This is a genomic window from Streptosporangium heterodermiicola, from assembly GCF_051390675.1.
In the GTDB taxonomy this organism is placed as follows: Bacteria; Actinomycetota; Actinomycetes; order Streptosporangiales; family Streptosporangiaceae; genus Streptosporangium.
On sequence record NZ_JBPJSR010000004.1, the window covers coordinates 132543 to 148743 of the forward strand.

At 65.5% G+C, this 16201-nt stretch carries 19 protein-coding genes and 1 pseudogene; 13 read left to right on the top strand and 7 right to left on the bottom strand.

Annotated elements, in window-relative coordinates:
- Positions 1-160 precede the first annotated feature (160 nt).
- The 3 genes from ACSC1Q_RS10480 (at position 161) to ACSC1Q_RS10490 (ending at position 3051) form a co-directional block, all read left to right on the top strand.
- The gene (locus ACSC1Q_RS10480) at positions 161-1195 is read left to right on the top strand and encodes an alpha/beta fold hydrolase (protein WP_436758470.1); all 1035 of its coding nucleotides are present in this window, start codon (positions 161-163) and stop codon (positions 1193-1195) included.
- 43 nt (positions 1196-1238) lie between these two features.
- Entirely contained in the window at positions 1239-2249 is a 1011-nt protein-coding gene (locus tag ACSC1Q_RS10485) for an ankyrin repeat domain-containing protein (protein WP_436758471.1), read from the top strand.
- Between the two features lie 157 nt (positions 2250-2406).
- Entirely contained in the window at positions 2407-3051 is a 645-nt protein-coding gene (locus ACSC1Q_RS10490; RefSeq protein WP_436758472.1) for a DUF1345 domain-containing protein, read from the top strand.
- Positions 3052-3360: 309 nt separating this feature from the next.
- Here the strand turns inward: ACSC1Q_RS10490 and ACSC1Q_RS10495 are convergent, their stop codons facing one another.
- Positions 3361-4095: a MerR family transcriptional regulator gene (locus ACSC1Q_RS10495; protein ID WP_436758473.1), complete on the bottom strand. Its 735-nt coding sequence runs from the start codon at positions 4093-4095 to the stop codon at positions 3361-3363.
- A 54-nt stretch (positions 4096-4149) separates the two neighbouring features.
- On the opposite strand from ACSC1Q_RS10495, the gene ACSC1Q_RS10500 reads away from it, so the two are divergent.
- Both ACSC1Q_RS10500 and ACSC1Q_RS10505 read left to right on the top strand, forming a co-directional pair.
- Positions 4150-4494 carry an alanine--tRNA ligase-related protein gene (locus ACSC1Q_RS10500; RefSeq protein ID WP_436758816.1) on the top strand — a complete coding sequence of 115 codons (345 nt, stop codon included), beginning with the start codon at positions 4150-4152 and terminating at the stop codon, positions 4492-4494.
- Between the two features lie 61 nt (positions 4495-4555).
- Positions 4556-5503: a GlxA family transcriptional regulator gene (locus ACSC1Q_RS10505; RefSeq protein WP_436758474.1), complete on the top strand. Its 948-nt coding sequence runs from the start codon at positions 4556-4558 to the stop codon at positions 5501-5503.
- Between the two features lie 37 nt (positions 5504-5540).
- Here the strand turns inward: ACSC1Q_RS10505 and ACSC1Q_RS10510 are convergent, their stop codons facing one another.
- The 3 genes and pseudogenes from ACSC1Q_RS10510 to ACSC1Q_RS10520 form a co-directional block, all read right to left on the bottom strand.
- Positions 5541-6548 (bottom strand): zinc-dependent alcohol dehydrogenase family protein, encoded by a 1008-nt coding sequence (locus ACSC1Q_RS10510; RefSeq protein WP_436758475.1) that lies wholly within the window; start codon positions 6546-6548, stop codon positions 5541-5543.
- Positions 6541-7470 carry a tyrosine-type recombinase/integrase gene (locus ACSC1Q_RS10515; protein ID WP_436758476.1) on the bottom strand — a complete coding sequence of 310 codons (930 nt, stop codon included), beginning with the start codon at positions 7468-7470 and terminating at the stop codon, positions 6541-6543. Before ACSC1Q_RS10515 ends, ACSC1Q_RS10510 begins: the two co-directional genes overlap by 8 nt.
- Before the next feature lie 28 nt (positions 7471-7498).
- Positions 7499-8583: pseudogene (locus ACSC1Q_RS10520) on the bottom strand (IS3 family transposase); the annotation flags it as partial.
- A gap of 44 nt (positions 8584-8627) precedes the next feature.
- Between ACSC1Q_RS10520 and ACSC1Q_RS10525 the strand changes: the two are divergent.
- Positions 8628-8786 carry a hypothetical protein gene (locus tag ACSC1Q_RS10525; protein ID WP_436758477.1) on the top strand — a complete coding sequence of 53 codons (159 nt, stop codon included), beginning with the start codon at positions 8628-8630 and terminating at the stop codon, positions 8784-8786.
- Positions 8787-8854: 68 nt separating this feature from the next.
- Here ACSC1Q_RS10525 and ACSC1Q_RS10530 read toward each other — a convergent pair whose 3' ends face one another.
- Complete coding sequence (locus ACSC1Q_RS10530) at positions 8855-9400, bottom strand: GNAT family N-acetyltransferase (RefSeq protein ID WP_436758478.1); 546 nt, start codon at positions 9398-9400, stop codon at positions 8855-8857.
- A 953-nt stretch (positions 9401-10353) separates the two neighbouring features.
- Between ACSC1Q_RS10530 and ACSC1Q_RS10535 the strand changes: the two genes are divergently transcribed.
- On the top strand, positions 10354-12123 hold the full coding sequence (locus ACSC1Q_RS10535; RefSeq protein WP_436758479.1) for an ATP-binding protein: 1770 nt from the start codon (positions 10354-10356) through the stop codon (positions 12121-12123).
- A 24-nt stretch (positions 12124-12147) separates the two neighbouring features.
- On the opposite strand, the gene ACSC1Q_RS10540 is transcribed toward ACSC1Q_RS10535, so the two are convergent.
- Positions 12148-12804: an HAD family hydrolase gene (locus ACSC1Q_RS10540; RefSeq protein WP_436758480.1), complete on the bottom strand. Its 657-nt coding sequence runs from the start codon at positions 12802-12804 to the stop codon at positions 12148-12150.
- A gap of 35 nt (positions 12805-12839) precedes the next feature.
- On the bottom strand, positions 12840-13679 hold the full coding sequence (locus ACSC1Q_RS10545) for a GntR family transcriptional regulator (protein ID WP_436758481.1): 840 nt from the start codon (positions 13677-13679) through the stop codon (positions 12840-12842).
- 231 nt (positions 13680-13910) lie between these two features.
- On the opposite strand from ACSC1Q_RS10545, the gene ACSC1Q_RS10550 reads away from it, so the two are divergent.
- From ACSC1Q_RS10550 to ACSC1Q_RS10575, 6 genes are all read left to right on the top strand, one after another.
- The gene (locus ACSC1Q_RS10550; protein WP_436758482.1) at positions 13911-14042 is read left to right on the top strand and encodes a hypothetical protein; all 132 of its coding nucleotides are present in this window, start codon (positions 13911-13913) and stop codon (positions 14040-14042) included.
- Positions 14043-14257: 215 nt separating this feature from the next.
- Positions 14258-14602 carry a WhiB family transcriptional regulator gene (locus tag ACSC1Q_RS10555; RefSeq protein WP_436758483.1) on the top strand — a complete coding sequence of 115 codons (345 nt, stop codon included), beginning with the start codon at positions 14258-14260 and terminating at the stop codon, positions 14600-14602.
- A 1-nt stretch (position 14603) separates the two neighbouring features.
- Positions 14604-14774, top strand: a complete 171-nt coding sequence (locus tag ACSC1Q_RS10560) for a hypothetical protein (RefSeq protein ID WP_436758484.1) — start codon at positions 14604-14606, stop codon at positions 14772-14774.
- A 16-nt stretch (positions 14775-14790) separates the two neighbouring features.
- Positions 14791-15522 (top strand): NUDIX domain-containing protein, encoded by a 732-nt coding sequence (locus ACSC1Q_RS10565; RefSeq protein ID WP_436758485.1) that lies wholly within the window; start codon positions 14791-14793, stop codon positions 15520-15522.
- Entirely contained in the window at positions 15522-15962 is a 441-nt protein-coding gene (locus ACSC1Q_RS10570; protein WP_436758486.1) for a DUF3307 domain-containing protein, read from the top strand. The genes ACSC1Q_RS10565 and ACSC1Q_RS10570 overlap by 1 nt, the downstream gene beginning before the upstream one ends.
- A 21-nt stretch (positions 15963-15983) precedes the next feature.
- Positions 15984-16160, top strand: coding sequence for a hypothetical protein (locus ACSC1Q_RS10575; RefSeq protein ID WP_436758487.1), 177 nt, complete (start codon positions 15984-15986; stop codon positions 16158-16160).
- Positions 16161-16201: the final 41 nt, after the last annotated feature.

Below are 16201 nucleotides of genomic sequence, written 5' to 3' on the forward strand. Positions count from 1 at the left end.
GGCGCACCACCGTCGGGCTCCCGCGAGCGGCGGGCTTCCGCTCCTGGCATCTTCGGCGAAAACCCGCACTCTGCGAGCGCGCGAGAGCGAACCAGGGGGGCGTCGGCCTCGCCGGCGTGCTGGCGCGTAAGCGAAATATCCCGAAATTGGAGTGAGTGTGATGCGTGACAATCCGGTCCCAGCGGCCACGACGCCGATCGGCCCGTTCCCGCTCCGCCGTACACAGATGGAGGTGAACGGAGCGTCGTTCCATGTGTTCGAACAGGGCGAGGGGCCGGCCGTCCTGTTCTCCCACGGCTTTCCCGACACCGCGGAAACCTGGCGCAGCCAGATGCGCGCCGTCGCACAAGCGGGCTACCGCGCAGTCGCGCTCGATATGCGCGGCTTCGGGGCGAGCTACGCCCCATCCGAGGTGGAACTCTACAGCGCCCTCCACATCGTCGGCGATCTGGTGGGCGTGCTCGATGCCCTCGGCATCGGTTCCGCCGTTCTCGTCGGCCATGACTGGGGCGCGGACCATGCTCAGCGCGCCATGGTGATGCGGCCGGACCGCTTCCGCGCGGTCGTCAGCCTGAGCATACCTTTTCAGCCCCGCGGTGAGCTCAGCACCTGGGACGGGCTCCGCCGGCGGGGTCTAGGCGAGAAGTACTATGCGTTCGGCATGATGGAGCCTGGCGCCGACGCAAATTTCACGCCCGCCAGGAAGACAATTCCCAGCATCTTGTACTGGCTTTCGGGAAGTCCGTCGCCGGACACCAGGTGGGACCCCGTCGATTCGGCCCTGCACATGCTCCGGCCTGCCCCGGTAACCGTCCCGGAATGGGCTGACCCGGATTACGTCGACCACACAATCCGCTCGTTCGAGAAGACCGGTTTTGACAGCGGTCTCAATCACTACCGTGGCGCGCAGATAACGTTCGATCTCATGCCGGCGTTCAAGGGCGCGGTAATCCAGCAGCCGTCGCTCTACATTTGGGGCGCCGCTGACGGCCTTTGCCAATTGTTCCATCCGACACCCCCCACGCGCGAGGAACTTCTACCCCTCGCGCCCGGCCTGGTCGACGTGATCGCACTGGAGAACGTAGGCCACTGGCCTCAGCACGAGGCGGCTGACCGCGTCAACGCAGAGCTGATCAAGTTTCTTGGCGACCTCACGTTGCCGGAGGGCCCCGGTTCGGCCAGGCACACCGCCTAACGCCCAGCCATAGCGCACCCACTCCGTCGAACGGGGAACGAAAGTGAACCTCGAAGCCTCGATCCGAGCCGCCGACCTCCCGGCCGCGATCGATCTCCTCCGCGCGGGCGCCGATGTGAATCGCATCGGGCCCGGGGGCCTCTCACCGCTGATGATCGCCTCCGGCCTCGGCCAGCCGCAGATGGTGGAACTTCTGCTGACGGCCGGAGCGCCGGTGCACGCGATCGAGCCGCGCATGGGATCGACGGCGCTTCACAAGGCGGTGCAGTCGGGGAACAGTGACGTCGTAGGGCTACTGCTCGACCACGGATCCTTCATCGATCAGCAATCCCCCGTGCTCGGGAACACGCCACTCATGGACGCGGTCCTCAACAAGCACGAGGACGTGGTGCGACTCCTGCTGGAACGAGGCGCACGAACGACGATCACGAACCACTGGCGGCAAACGGCCCTCAGCCTCGCGCACGACGACCGCCTCGATACGATCGCGCGCCTGATCAAGGCGCGAAACGAGGCCGACGCCGAGCAGATCCGCGCTCTGGCCCTGATCACCGCGGTCAAGGCCGGCGACATCAGTGAGGTCGAACGGCTCATTGCCGCCGGAACTCCGGTCAACGAGCGGACACCGATCACCGGTGACTTCGACGACGACTACACCCCGCTCGGCCTCGCCAGCCGCGAGGGACACGCCGATATCGTGCGCGTGCTGCTCGACGCTGGTGCGGACCCCCAGCGAGTGGTTGGACTGATGAGGGGCACACCAGTGCACGAGGCCAGCTACTTCGGACATGCCGATGTCATACGGGCACTGATGGCGAATCCCGGGCGGGCCGGTGCGCCGGCACCCGAGATCGATGCGCAGGGCCCCTACAACGGCTTGACCGCGCTGCACGACGCGGTCTGGCGCGGGCACATCGACGCCGCGCGAGCACTGATCGACGCCGGAGCCCGGCTGGACCTACGAACGCACGCGGGCCGCACACCAGGAGAACTCGCCCTCGCCTACGGTTACGACGGCCTCGCCAAGATCCTTGACGAAGCGGAGCGGGAGTGATCCGATCCTCGATCACCTGGAGCGAGTCTCTGGATCCCGGCATGTGCGAGTTGACCATGTTGTCGGAACACGGTTTTCACTGATCCGCGTGGACATGCGGCGAAGGCCGGGCGGCCGTGTGAACGGATTGTTGAGGCTCAACCGAAAGATGCGAACAATGCACTGGTGGACCCGCGAGTCGTCACGACAGCTCCTGTCCGTGCCGGCGATCGTATTCGGCCTGCTCGTCCCCGGCGAGGTGGTGGTGAAATGGCTGGCCGCCTGGGATTTCTATGCCACGACGTATCTGCTACTTACCTGGCTGGCCTTCCGCGGCCGCACGCCGGGCGAATCGCGGACGATGGTCTTGGCCAAGCGCCGTCGGAACATGGCCGACCGTCTGCTGGTCGCCGCGCCGGAACAGTTCTCGCAGGCGGCCGCGGCGACCGCGCTGGTGGCTACCGCCGTCGCGATCCCGCAGGCCCGGCAGTTCGGCGCGCCGCTGCCGGTGGTGCTCGCCGTCTGTGCCGTCGCGGTGCTCACCTGCTGGCTGGTGCTGCAGGCCGGCTTCGGCATGAGTTACCTCCGGATGTACGCCGAGCGCGGCGGCCTGGACTTCCCCGGGGACGAGGAACCGAACACCGTCGATTTCCTGTACTTCTCGGTCGCGGTCGGCACCACGTTCGGCACGACGGACGTCAACGTCACGCAGAGCCGGGTGCGCCGCCAGGTCCTGGCGCACGGCGTCATGGCGTTCATGTTCAACACCCTGGTGCTCGCCGTGACGGTCACCTCCTTGAGCTCGTACGTCGCAAGGCCGTGACCGCCCGTCCCCCTTCGATGCCGCTGGGACGAAGCGGCTGTCGTAGGCATTCGGTCACCGGGGGGCCTTGGGCCGCACGCTCATGAGTGTGATCGAGGCGACAACGTTCGCGTGAATCCCTGTCAGCGCACGACCGTCGCATCGGTCATCCTGTCGATCGGCCCGTACTTCGGGCACCCGGGGGAGACGTCCGCGGAGCATCGCAAGCGCACCGGTCCGCCCGACTGGTTCTTCGACCTCGTCGAGGGCGGCAAGGCCCTCCGAACGCGATCTCGCCGGCCGGAGTCGAATACGGGACTGCCGTCGTCCTCAGTCGCGCGCGAGGCGCAGTTGCCGCTGGGCGAGGACGCTGGCCCGGCCGAGCACGTCGACCTGCGCGGGGTTGTAGAGCGCGACCACGGCATCGACGAAGACCTGCTGGGTGACGTGCTCGCTCTTGGACAGGTGCCCGGCCGGGTCGCTCAGCCAGGGATAGTCGGTGAGGTACCTTACGAGGATCGGTGCGAGCCTCTCGGCGAGGTTCTGCCGGGTCACCTCGTCGGCGTCGGCCGGTAGAGCGTCCATGTCAGCGTTGACGGGGTCGGTGTCGGCTTCGACCATGCGTCGCAGGTCCTTCAGCGCGTCGACGTCGTACAACTGGGTGAAGACGTGGATGAGCGAGCTGTCGGACGCGGACAGGCGGAGTGCGACGGACTCGAAGCCCGCGGGCGCGTCGGCCGGGGCGCCGTCGCGCAGAATGGCGGCGATGTCGGAGCGGGTCCTGCGTAGGCGCTCGACCTCGGCCAAGAGATCGGCGTCGACTTGGCGCAGCACCTCCGCGGGGATGTCCCCGTCTGACCCGGCCGCACCGATCTGAGACAGCGGCACCCCGAGCTCCACGAGCCGCCGGATCCGCAGCAGACAGACCAGATCACGGACGCCGTACTGCTTGTATCCGTTGTACCGGCGCTCCGGCTCATCGAGGAGGCCGATCCGATGGTAGTGCCGGACGGTGTTCACCGTGGTGCCGGCGAGTTCGGCGAGCTCCCGGGTGCTCCAGGACACGTCCGCCCCTTCCGAATCAGGCCGGGCCTGGTGGCCGACGACGGGACCCACGCGATGATCTTCAATGTGGGTCTCCGGATTTGCCATCGTACTCCCACGACCGAGTCGGAACTTCTGTCCCGACCGGTCTACCACGAGGGCGACGAAGCGTATGCGATCTGGCGCGGGGTGATCGGCTTGGCGCGGGAGCGGATCATCCGGCGGGGCAGGAAGGCCGGCTTCTGCTCCATGGGCGTGCCCGGCCCCCGTGGTCCTTGCTCGAAGCCGTACCACGACCGCGGCCTCTCCCCGCCAGCCCTGCCGTCCCCGGCCGTGACGGTGAGGTGGCCCGCCCGGCCGAATCATTCCTCCCGCGTTACAGCGCCCTCCCCCGAGGCGGATGCGCACGGATGGCGGTAATGCGCATACGTGCGAGGATGATGACGCGGCCGGCACGCGTCGGCCGGATCGGAGCCGGGTGATGCAGCGACCGCATCAGGTGGTGGTCCTCGTACTCGACGGGGCGCTCCCGCTGGACGTCGGGATCCCGGCGGAGGTGTTCCATCCGGAGTCGGGGTTTCCCTACGAGGTGTCGGCCTGCGGGGTCACCGCCGGAACGGTGCCCTCCCACGGGGGCTTCGGCTACGCGGTCCCGCGGGGCCTGGACGCACTGGCCGACGCGGACACGATCGTCGTCCCGGGGTACGCTCCGGCGGGCCGGCCGATACCGGTGGAGGTGCGCGAAGCGCTCCGGAGCGCCGCGTCCCGCGGGGCACGCGTCGCGTCGATCTGCTACGGCGCGTTCGCCCTCGCGGATGCCGGCCTGCTCGACGGCCTGCGGGCGACGACGCACTGGGACGCGGCGGAGAGGCTCGCGGAGCGGCATCCGCAGATCACGGTCGAGCCGAACGTGCTCTTCGTCGACGAGGGGCCCATCCTCACCTCGGCGGGGGCCGCCGCCGGTCTCGACCTGTGCCTGCACATCGTTCGGCGCGACCTCGGCGTGAGCGCGGCGAACGAGATCGCACGAGGACTCGTCACCGCGCCCTACCGGACCGGGGGGCAGGCCCAGTACCTGCCGAAGACCAGCTCGGCAGCCCATGGCGAAACCCTCGCCGCGACGCGCGAATGGGCCATGACGAGGCTCGACCAGCAGCTCACGATCGCCGGACTCGCCGCACACGCGCGGATGTCGCCCCGCACGTTCCTGCGCCGCTTCGCCGAAGAGACCGGCAGCACCCCGCTGCAGTGGATCCTCCGGGCGCGGGTCGACACCGCCCGCGAGCTCCTGGAGAGCACGAGGCTGTCGGTCGACCGCATCGCGGACCAGGTCGGCCTGGGAACCGGATCGAACCTCCGACTGCATTTCCGCCGGCTCCTGGATGTGTCCCCCTCGGAGTACCGCGCCACCTTCTCCGGGCGGAGCTGACCACCGCGATCATCGCCCGAGCGCCTGGAGCGTTCCGCTACGAGACGCGAGGGGGGAGCGCGACGGTTTCGCCCGCCACATCGATCGCGACCTTGCCGCGGAGCGCGTACGACCGCCTGTTCTCCAGGAGTTCATGAGCCTCGCCCATCCGGGCGAGCGGAAGGGTCGCGCCGATGACCGGCTTCACGAGACCGCGCTCGACCAGCGTGGTGAGCGCGTCCAGCTTTCCTCGGTTCTGTCGTGTGAAGACGAAGTGATAGGCGGCGTTCCTGTCCCACGCCTCGATGAGGTTCTGCGGCTGCGCGATGTCGACGATGCTGACGACGCGTCCGAAGTCGGCGAGCGTCAGCGGGCTTCGTGTGAGCGTGTCGCCACCGATCGTGTCGAAGACGACCTCGACCCCCTTGCCTCGCGTCATCTCGGCCACGGCATCGACGTAGTCCGTCGACGTGAAGTCGATCGCCGTATCCGCTCCGAGAGAGCGCACGAACTCATGGTCACCGGCTTTCGCGGTGGTGATCACTCGTGCGCCGATCGCCTTCGCGATCTGGATCGCGATCGTGCCGACACCGCCCGCGCCTCCATGGATGAGGATCGTCTCCCCCACGGTGAGCTGAGCTCGCGTCACCAGGGCCTCCCAGACCGTTCCGCCGACGAGAGTCAGGCTCGCCGCCTCCAGGTGGCTGAGGTTCTCCGGCTTCCGGCCGACGAGGTCGACGTCGGCGACGTGCTGCTCGGCGTAGGAGCCGGGGCCGCCGAAGATCCGGGGCGTGTAGTACACCGCGTCGCCGGCGCGGAACTCGGTCACGTGGGATCCGACTTCCTCGATCACGCCGGAGATGTCGTGCCCGATGATCGCCGGGAGCGGCACATGATCCGCGTAGTCTCCGCGACGGATCTGATAGTCGAGCGGGTTGACGGCGGTCGCGTGGACGCGCACCCGTACCTGGCGGGGCCCGACTTGCGGTACGGAGACGTCGCGCAGCTCGAAAGCATCGGCCCCTCCGAAACGGGCGAGCACAACGGCCTTCATCGGATCAGTCATATCGGTGTTCCTCATCGTGGTTCTGGATGCGCGACGCGCCGGGACGGGCGGTTCTCTCCCAGCGTCGCGCGCGCGATCCACACACTCCAGTGGCGGCAATGCCAATATCCGCGAGGATAGTGACACGCCTGCCGCGCGGTGGCCGGGCATGCTTCTTCCGCGGATGCTCAGGTGACGCGACGGCCCTTGGGAACCATTGGCGGTGGATCCGGCGCTCAGCCGTGATCGCCCTGGTCGGGGGCCGGTAGAGGGTGGAGCGGCCCGCGCCCGGGATGGGCGGCGCGGGCGCTCCAGGGTGGCGTGGGCCAGGTCGTAGCGGCGGGTGGTGCGGGTCGGCGTGGCCGAGCAGTTCTTGTACGTAGTGCGGGGGCTCGCCCTGGCCGAGCAGGTAGGTGGCGACCGAGTGGCGCGGGGAGTGCGGCGATAGCTGACCCCGGGTGGCCGCCTGTGCCTCGCGGGCGATCTCGCGGAGCTTGCGGAAGATGGCGGGCTGGTCGAGCGGGCGGCCGGTGTCGGTGCGAAACAGCGGGCCCTGCTCGGGGCCGCGCAGTTCGAGGCAGCGGTCGAGAGCGGCGCTGGCGTACGGCGGGATCGCCGCGCGCGGCGTCGTGCCCTGCGGTCCCTTGGCCGGCAGTTCGATGACCCGGTGGCCGGCGTCGTAGCCGAGAGAGGAGAGCCGGGCGTCGACGTCATGGTGCACCTGCGGCAAGGAGGTGACGTTGGCGGCCTCCAGGAAAGCGATCAGCTCGAAGGCGAGCTGATCGGCGCCCGTGTCGTCGGCGATCTCGCCGAGCTGGAGGCCGCCCGGCAGCAGGCCGAGGCCCGCGCCACCGAGCTGGTCCGGGTGCGGACACCGCACGAGGCCGCCCAGGACCTGCTCGCCGAGCTGCGCGGCCAGCGAGAAGACCTCAAGGCCCGCCACGACGCCCTGTACGCCGAGGTGGGGGAGCTGCGTCGGGCCAGTGGTGTGCGCCCTGCAGTGTCTCGCGTTTCAGACTCGCGTTGAAGGACTCGGCCGCCGCGTTGTCGGCGCTGGTGCCGACCGCGCCGCGCGAGCGGGTGACGCCGAGCTGGCGGCAGGCCCGCGCGAACCCCCGAGAGCAGTACCGCGCCCCGTTGTCGGTGTGAAACACCGCGCCGTCCAGAGGGCCGCCTCGGGTGTGCGCCGCGGCCTGCAACGCGTCGACAACAAGCTCGGTGCGCATGTGATCGGCGATCGACCAGCCCACCAGCCGACGCGAATACAGATCCACGACCGTGGCCAGGTAGAGGAACCGGCCGCCGCTGACGGGCAGATAGGTGATATCGCCGACGTAGCGGGTGGTCGGCTGCTCGGCGGTGAAGTCACACCGGATCAGGTCCGGCACGGGTGCCGCGTCCGGTTCCGAGACGGTGGTGCGGACCTTCTTGCGGAGATGCAGCCCGGCGATGCCGTGCTCGCGCATCACCCGCTCCACCCGCTTGTGGTTGACCACGATCCCGGCCGCGCGCAGCTCGGCCGTCATCCGAGGCGAGCCGTAGGTGCCCTCATGCTCGGCATGGATCCGCCGCATCCGCCCGGCCAGCTGCTCGTCGGCCTGGCGGCGGGCCAACCCCTTCAACCATCGGTAGAAGCCTGAGCGTGACACCTGCGGCACCCGGCACAACCGCTTCACCCCGTAGAGCGCCTTGTGATCCTCAACGAACTGGAAGCGGTTCACCAGTTTGTCTCGTTCGCGAAAAGTTTGGCCGCCTTGCGCAGAATGTCCCGCTCTTGCTCCAGCTCCCGGATCCGCGCCTTGAGCTGCTTGTTCTCCTCTTCCAGCACGTCGTCCGAGGGTACGGGCCCGGCCGAGGTGTCCTTGCCAGTGCTGACCCCGCCGGCCGCTCGCCGCCCGCCCTCACCCCGAGCCTGCGCGGCTCGTACCCACACCCGCAGCGTCTCGCGGCTGACTCCCAGATCCCGCGCGATCGACGTGATCGTCCGGTCCGGCCTCGACAGCACCAACGCCACCGCATCGGCCTTGAACTCGGGCGGGTAGTTCTTCATCACCATCAGGGACATCTCTTCCCCCTGGACCTCAAGATCCAGTCTCCAAGGTGTCCACGTTCAAGGGGAAAGGCCCGGGTGTCTCGGCTCCCGATGTGGCAGAGCGGGCCGGGCACAGTGTGGATGTCCTGCTGCGGGTCTACGCCAAGCGCCTCGACGGTCACAAGGATCTGGCGAACCAGCGGATCGGTGACGCGCTCACCGCATGACATGCCTGCCGTACGACCAGGACCTCGGAGACTCTCCGGGGTCCTTTTGCGTTTCAGGAAACCGGTTCTCAGCGCTGTGCCACCCTGGCGGCCCGAACGGCGGTGGGAACCTCTTGGAGATAGAGCCGGAATCCTTCCGCTTCCGGCTCGAAGCCCAGCGAGGTGTAGAGGCGGTGGGCGCCATCGACGGCATGGCGCTTGTGGGACAGGAGCTGGACCTTGTTGCAGCCCGCGGATCGAGCGTCACCGAGCAGTCGGCGCATGATCGCGGTGGCTACGCCGGTGCGGCGATGACCGACGGCGACCACGACCGCTTCGACGAACGCGGTGGGGGAACAGCCGTAGGTCAGGTTCGGCATCGTCATCAACGTCGCCGTCCCGACCACCTGATCATCGACCTCAGCGAGGTAGACGGTGAGATCGTCGGATCGCATCATCCGCGCCCAGGTCCGCTGCTCAAGATCCGAAGCTACGCGGGGAGAGCCATCTTCGGGACTCCGCTCGGCGGCGTAGACCCGCAGGACCGCCAACAGGTCCTCTGGACGGGCGGTTCGAACAGTGCATGGTACGACAGCGCCCATCACCTGATCAGCATGCCCGTCTTGGGCAACCATGGCCACCAGGCGCCCGCGAAGCGGGGGGAACAGATATCGGTTAACAAGGCGCTAGAAAGCTGGCGTGACCTGGGAAAACACGACCAAGATCATTGCACGCATCTTGGTGGAGCAGTGACATGCGGCCGCTTCCGGCTGCCTGCGGCGGCATGGCCCGGAAACGCAAAAGAGGCCCCGGAGGGCCTCTGAGCTGCCTGTTTGGCTGGTGGCAGGTGCAGGACTTGAACCTGCGTAGGCTGAGCCGACGGTTTTACAGACCCGCCGCGAAACCGCTCTGACCAGCTGCAATGCACTTTCGGGGAGTGATCTCGGCACGCCTTCGGCACAGCGCTGCTTCACCAGAGGCCCTAAATGCATGCCGCCCCTATTCCCGGACGGCAAGCGACGCTTCGCTCTCGTCCTCTTCGTCCCGAACGCAACCAGGGCGTGATCGAGACCGGCACACGTCAGTGCGAACGCCTACGTAGGCGGCCCCCAGAGGGCCGTGCAGGCTCACCGAAGTTCACCACGGTTGTCACACAGTTAGTTGCACAGGCAAGGATAGTTGAACGTAGCTGTTTGGTCGATGACTGCCCCTTGACCCGCCGGCAAGAGGTCCACACCACAGGTCAACTAGGTCCTGGGGTGTTGCTGTCGCTACCGATGTCACCTCAGCCGTGATCACCTAGTGCGAACTCTTGGCGGAGGATCTTGGCCTCGATCGTCTCAACCATGGATGTCGATGGGCGGGCGAGCGACCGTATGGCCTCAACGTTCGTAGCACGGACCACCTGCTGGCAGACCTAGGGACTCAGATGTACCCGGGAGATCATTTGCCCTACCAACAGGCTGTCTTGTTCGCAAGCAAGGTGACATCACTCCCTCAACCTCCTAAGATTTCAATGCATCCTCCTAACTTAGGAGGATGATCCTCCTAAGTTAGGAGGATGTGGCCACTACCGAGGAGGAAGCTGATGGCTCAGGACTGGGTCGAAGCGCAGGTTCAGGAGCTCCGCAAGTTTGGGGCAGAAGCCACACGCATCGAAGCTAAATCTGCGGAAAACGGTATGCCGAAGTCTGCACGAGAGAGCATTTCGGCATTTTCTAATACGCCCGGCGGCGGAACGCTCATTCTCGGCCTGCAAGATGGTGGGACATTTGCAGCCGTAGGACTAGATAATCCTGGAGGCTTGCAGTCTCAGCTCGCCGATATTTGTCGCGATTTATTTGTACCCCCCTTGCAGCCCGAGATCACAATAGCTGAAATTGACGGAAAACCGGTTGTAGCTGCGAGAGTATACGAATTGCCGCGGGAACAAAAGCCTTGCTACATAAAGAGCCTAGGAATCAATAAAGGAAGTTATGTTCGAGTTGGAGATACAGACCGTCTACTCACTTCCGAAGAAGTTAATCAACTCATTGCAGAGCGAGGACAACCAGCCTTTGACTTTGAACCAGTTTCAGGTGCCGAGATAAGCGATCTTGACACATCGGCAACAAACATCTATGTAGAACGGCTCCGCCAAGAAAATAGCCGTCTATGGGAAAACGAGGACAACGAAACGATTCTTCGGATGACAAGAGTAACAATCATGGACAGCACAGGGGTACTGCGTCCAACTTTGGCCGGAATACTGTCCCTAGGCCGATATCCTCAACAGTACTTCCCCCAGCTAAATGTCACTTTTGTTCACTATCCAACCACGACCGGAGAATCTAATACAGCTGGCGTCAGATTTCTAGATAATTCCAGCATAAACGGGTCCATTCCATTGATGGTCCGCGAAGCTCTTGCCATTATCCAGCGCAATATGAGTCGACGATCTCTGATATCCGCAGAAGGTCGTACCGATGTATGGGAATACCCTCCCATTGCCCTAAGGGAGGCGATCGTCAATGCCTTGGTTCATCGAGACCTCTCGCCCGGTTCGCGAGGCACACAGGTCCAGATTGAGATGTATCCAGACCGACTGCGCATCCTCAATCCCGGCGGTCTTTTTGGATCAGTGGACATAACCCGTCTAGGTGAGGACGGCCGGTCGTCCGCTCGTAATGCCGTACTTATGAGGCTTCTTGAAGATGTTGTTATTCCAGGAGATAACCGTACCGTTTGCGAGAATCGCGGATCAGGAATCCGCGACATGATCGGATCGTTGCGGCGTGCAGGCATGAGCCCTCCCATCTTCCGCGACAAGGTGACTTCGTTTGAAGTGATCATGCCCAATCATGCACTACTCGATGAAGAAACTATCCTCTGGCTTAACGCAATCGGGCGCGAAGGTTTGAAGAACGGACAATGTATTGCTCTCGCTATGATGCGCCGCGGCGAGATTCTTGACAATGCCAAGTATCGAGCAGCATCCGGTGTTTCCGACAGCAGAATAGCAACTTTCGAACTTCAAGACCTAGTTGCTAGAGAGCTAGTTGATCAGACCGGAAATCGTGGTGGGGCGCGATACACGCTTTCTAGCTTCGCACGTCAAGCAGGTACAGGGGAAACACGCCGCCCTCGCCCAAATCGACGTCAGCAGATAATCGAGGCGCTCCGACTGGAGGGAATGCTATCAAAAACACAGCTTGCCGAGATTTTAAGCATCAGCCCAAAGACGGCGGAACACTGGTTGCGAACACTTAAGAAAGAAGGAAAGATCGATTCTACTGAAAGCGGTAAGTCCAGCAAGAATATGCGATACAAACTAACTGGCAGGGCGCTCCAACCCTCGCTTTTTGATGACGAGCATTAAGTGCGCCGATAGTCGCTTGATGTGCTACAAAACTAGAGCAAGGGCTAGTTCTTCCATACTCGTCACGACCAAGTCGGCACCGGCCGCCACGAGCCGATCCGCCTTACCTGCTTTGTTGGCATAGCCTACGGCAGTGATGCCCGCACTCTTAGACGCCTGCATGTCGGTCACCGAATCACCGACCAGAAGTGAGAGCGCTGTATTCGCGCCAAGCTGGTTGAGAGCTTGCCGGACAAGATAAGGGTTCGGTTTCATGAGCCCCGGGTCAGGGTCCACCCGGGCCGAGATAAGCTCAACGGCCGCTAGTAGGCCGTGTTCCTTCAAGAATGCAGTGACAGCGGCTACCGAGTTGTTGCTGACCACTGCAACTGACTTGTTTGCCTCCCCCGATCGCCGGATGAGATCGGCAGCGCCCGGCGTCAGCCATGCGGTCGCTGCTGCTGCAACCTCCAGCTCAGTCAGCGCATTGAGTGTTGCATGGTTGAGATCTCTGCCGAGATCCGCGCTGAAGCGGAAGACTTCCATTGGATCGTCCTGCTCCTGCACGCTCTGGGGCAGCTCCACACCAGCAGCCTTGAGCATCACACGTAGCCTGTCAGCTACTTCCGGCGCGGGGAATCCGGCGAAGACATCGCAAATTGGCCCGTCGAAATCGAGAAGAATGTAACGGGCGCTCTGCATTACGTCCCGTACGGCCTGCGGCCCCGTCCGGGTTGTCACGGGATCTCTCTTGCCACAGTGATCCACATGTTGTCGAACCACATGCGGGACTGGTTGACGAACTGCCCAGATGTGGAATCCCCGCCGTCGCTCACAGCAAAGTGGAAGAGTTCCGCATCCTTGCCACCCATGTCAAAGATGGCTTGTGGCTCTCCGCCGAGAGTGATGGTGTGCTCGAAGACCGGATAGAAGCCGAAAAATGTCTCTTCGCCATTGAGGACGTAAAGTTTGAACCGCGGGGGCTCTCCGTTGATCCGGACCTCTGCTGAAGCAGCCTTGACTAGACCTAGGTCTCGCAACTCCTGGACAGAATCGACGACGGCCTGGGCATGTCGTGACGAGATCCGCTCCATGCGCTTCCGGATGAGCGGATCATCTTCAAGGTTGTCCGCTCTGACAGGTAGAGACCAGGGACGGCTCGTGTCCGGTACGAGCATTCGAATCGTGATGCTCTCAGGAACCAATCGGCCGGCACGGATGCTGTCGAGTGGTTCCTGAATCGCGCCGTGCAATGTCTCTCCGGAGAACCCAGCAAACTCGATCGAGACATCAGGCTTCTTGAACGCCTGCTCGATGTGCGGGCGGAGCCCGACCGGCCGCGCGGTGCGCTCCCGTACGAACACTCCGCTCCCCTGACGAGAGATCACGAGCCCCTCGTCCCGGAGTTCGCGGATGGCCTGCTGCACGGTCATTCGGGCAACACCGAAGCGCTTGGCCAGCTCGGGACCAGAGGGAAGCTTCTCGCCTGGCGTGAACTTCCTGGTCAGGATGGCGGCCCTCAGCTGGTGAGCCACCTGCAGGTAGGGCGGGCGCGGGTCATCTGGATCTAGTTCCACACGGCAAGACTACTGCTACTTGCCCAACATTTCTAAGCAAGTTAGCCATGCCTCTTGACATGCCTAGCCAAGCCAGACAGCATTGCACTTATCCAACTTGCCTAGCAAAGTTGGACAGGTAGAAACGGCAGGTCAGAGGCAATCCAAGCTGCCGAATCAGCTCGCCCGACACCTAAGAGAGGCGTTATCACCATGCTTCCAACTCCGAAGCCCCGTCGTCTTCTCCCCGCCGTGCTTGTGATCGTGGCCCTGTTCTTCATCGTCCGAGAGCCCACCCACGCCGCCGAGTTCGCGACGAGCGCTTTCACCGGCTTGATGACGGTCACCGACTCGCTGGTGACCTTCGCCAGCGCTCTCGGCTGACCTGCTCAAACGAGAGGGAGCGGCCCCCATCTGCCAGGACATGGGCCGCTCCCGAACTCCCCGAAAAGGAGCACCACCATCATGACCCACCAGTCCACCAGGAAGAGGGCCGCCAGCGGTTCTCCATGGTTGCCGCCGGGCACCGCGAGCACCTGGGTATGCCGCTGCGGCGGCATCAACCCGCGCACCTCGACCACGTGCCAGAGGTGCCGGCGATGACCGCCCTGTCCACGCTGCGTCGCGTCTATCTCGCCCAGAAGGCGCACCGGAAGGCGTTGCGGGTGGCGATGTTCGCCGCCGGACCGGCCTGCGACGACACCGCCGCCGACCTGTTCACCGCCCCCGACGTCTTCGAGCCCGAGCCGGATGCGGTGCGCGAGGAGCGGGAGGCCGCGGCCAAGCAGATCTGCGCCACCTGCCCGGCCCGCGCCGAGTGCCTGGCCTACGCCCTGTTCACCAGCCCCACCGAGGGCGTGTGGGCGGGACTGACCGCCGACGAGATCCGCACCCTGTCCCTATACCGCCGCTCCCCGGCCGGCAACGGACAGGAGGTGGCCTGACATGGCCCGCTTCTTCTGCCTGGACTGCCGCTCCCGCTCGGCCAGCGCCATCGGTTGCCGCCGCTGCGGCACCACCACCGGCCGTCAGGTCCAGCGCTGCCCCGTCCACGGCGCCCGCTGCCGAGCCGCCTGCCGGCAGTGCCGCACCCTCACCCGTTCTCAGTCCATCTGATCTACAGGAGATCGACATGCGCACGACATACACCCACCCCGACGTGCTCACCCGGGGCATCGCCGAGGGATGGGCCGAGACCGAGACCGACCCCACCCGCATCGACTGGACCGCCCGCCAGGCCGGCGCCGCGATCCCGTTCCGCGTGGTCGACGGCCGCCCGGTCTGCCCCGGTGCGCCGACCGGCATCCGCTACGGCCGCGGTGAGCTGGGCCACTGGGGCGAGAAGCAGGCCGCCGACGCCCTGGTCTTCGCCCGCACCTGCGGCGGTGGCCGGTGGCTGCTGATGGTCGAACGCGACGACGACCACGGCTGGGCGATCCCCGGCGGCTGCCTGGACCCCGGCGAGGACACACTGACCGCCGCGACCCGCGAACTGGAAGAGGAAACCGGCCTGACCCTTCCCGGCGCGTCCTGGACGGTGTACCCGGTGCGGGTGGTGCCAGACCCGAGGGCGACGGACGAGGCGTGGATGGTAACCACGCCCGCCGTGGCCGAACTGGGCCTCGTCGACGAACTCCCCACCGTCACCGGAGCCGACGACGCCCGGCGGGCCGCATGGGTATCGGCCCACACCTACCCCGTGTTGGAGGCTCACCTGCAAACGACCTACGCCGGGCAGGTGTTCGCCGCCCATGAGGCCATGCTGCGCGACCTGCTCGACCTGTTCGACCCCTGGTCCGCGCGGGTCCACCACCGCGACAACGGCACGCCCGTCCTGCCCTCCGCCACCGGAGCAGGTGCGTGATGGCCGTGTTCGCCGCCGTCTTCGTCGCCCTGTTCGCCGCCCACTCGGTGGGGGATCACTGGGTGCAGACCCACCACCAGGCGTGCGCCAAGGGAGCACCCACCGCCGCCGGACGGCTGGCCTGCCTCCGGCACGTCGCCACCCTCACCGCCACCAAAACCGCCGCCCTGGCCGCCCTCGCCCTGGTCACCGGCCTGACCCTGCACCCGATCGCGCTGCTGACCGGCCTGGCGGTGGATGCCCTCTCGCACTACTGGGCCGACCGACGCGTGACGCTGGCCCGCCTGGCCGAGGCCCTCGGCAAGGGTGACTTCTACCGCCTCGGCGCCCCCCGCCCCGGCACCGCCGACGCCCCGCACCTGGGCACCGGCGCCTACGCCCTCGATCAGTCCTGGCACATCGGTTTCCTGTTCGTCGCCGCCCTCATCATCACCGCCTGACCAGCCATGAAGGAGACAGCCATGTCCGACAAGAAGTGCGGGGCCGCGTTCGTCGCCCGCGACGGCAGCGAGTCCTTCACCTGCGACCGCGACGGGCGCCACCTCGTCCACGAGGAGTCCAGCACCAACACCAAGGCCGTGCGCGTGCCCGGCGGCGCCCTCATCACCAAGCCCACCACCGGGAAGGTCAGCCGATGAACATCGAGACCGTCATCACCACCGCCCTGATCGTCGTCTGC

Bases quoted from the DNA above. Each gene is read 5' to 3' on its own strand.
- ACSC1Q_RS10575 (WP_436758487.1), top strand. From the start codon at position 15,984: ATGTCCGACAAGAAGTGCGGGGCCGCGTTCGTCGCCCGCGACGGCAGC.
- ACSC1Q_RS10500 (WP_436758816.1), top strand. From the start codon at position 4,150: ATGATCTTCAATGTGGGTCTCCGGATTTGCCATCGTACTCCCACGACC.
- ACSC1Q_RS10555 (WP_436758483.1), top strand. From the start codon at position 14,258: ATGACCGCCCTGTCCACGCTGCGTCGCGTCTATCTCGCCCAGAAGGCG.
- ACSC1Q_RS10530 (WP_436758478.1), bottom strand. From the start codon at position 9,400: ATGGTTGCCCAAGACGGGCATGCTGATCAGGTGATGGGCGCTGTCGTA.
- ACSC1Q_RS10480 (WP_436758470.1), top strand. From the start codon at position 161: ATGCGTGACAATCCGGTCCCAGCGGCCACGACGCCGATCGGCCCGTTC.
- ACSC1Q_RS10505 (WP_436758474.1), top strand. From the start codon at position 4,556: ATGCAGCGACCGCATCAGGTGGTGGTCCTCGTACTCGACGGGGCGCTC.
- ACSC1Q_RS10540 (WP_436758480.1), bottom strand. From the start codon at position 12,804: ATGCAGAGCGCCCGTTACATTCTTCTCGATTTCGACGGGCCAATTTGC.
- ACSC1Q_RS10510 (WP_436758475.1), bottom strand. From the start codon at position 6,548: ATGACTGATCCGATGAAGGCCGTTGTGCTCGCCCGTTTCGGAGGGGCC.
- ACSC1Q_RS10570 (WP_436758486.1), top strand. From the start codon at position 15,522: ATGGCCGTGTTCGCCGCCGTCTTCGTCGCCCTGTTCGCCGCCCACTCG.
- ACSC1Q_RS10535 (WP_436758479.1), top strand. From the start codon at position 10,354: ATGGCTCAGGACTGGGTCGAAGCGCAGGTTCAGGAGCTCCGCAAGTTT.
- ACSC1Q_RS10490 (WP_436758472.1), top strand. From the start codon at position 2,407: ATGCACTGGTGGACCCGCGAGTCGTCACGACAGCTCCTGTCCGTGCCG.
- ACSC1Q_RS10565 (WP_436758485.1), top strand. From the start codon at position 14,791: ATGCGCACGACATACACCCACCCCGACGTGCTCACCCGGGGCATCGCC.
- ACSC1Q_RS10560 (WP_436758484.1), top strand. From the start codon at position 14,604: ATGGCCCGCTTCTTCTGCCTGGACTGCCGCTCCCGCTCGGCCAGCGCC.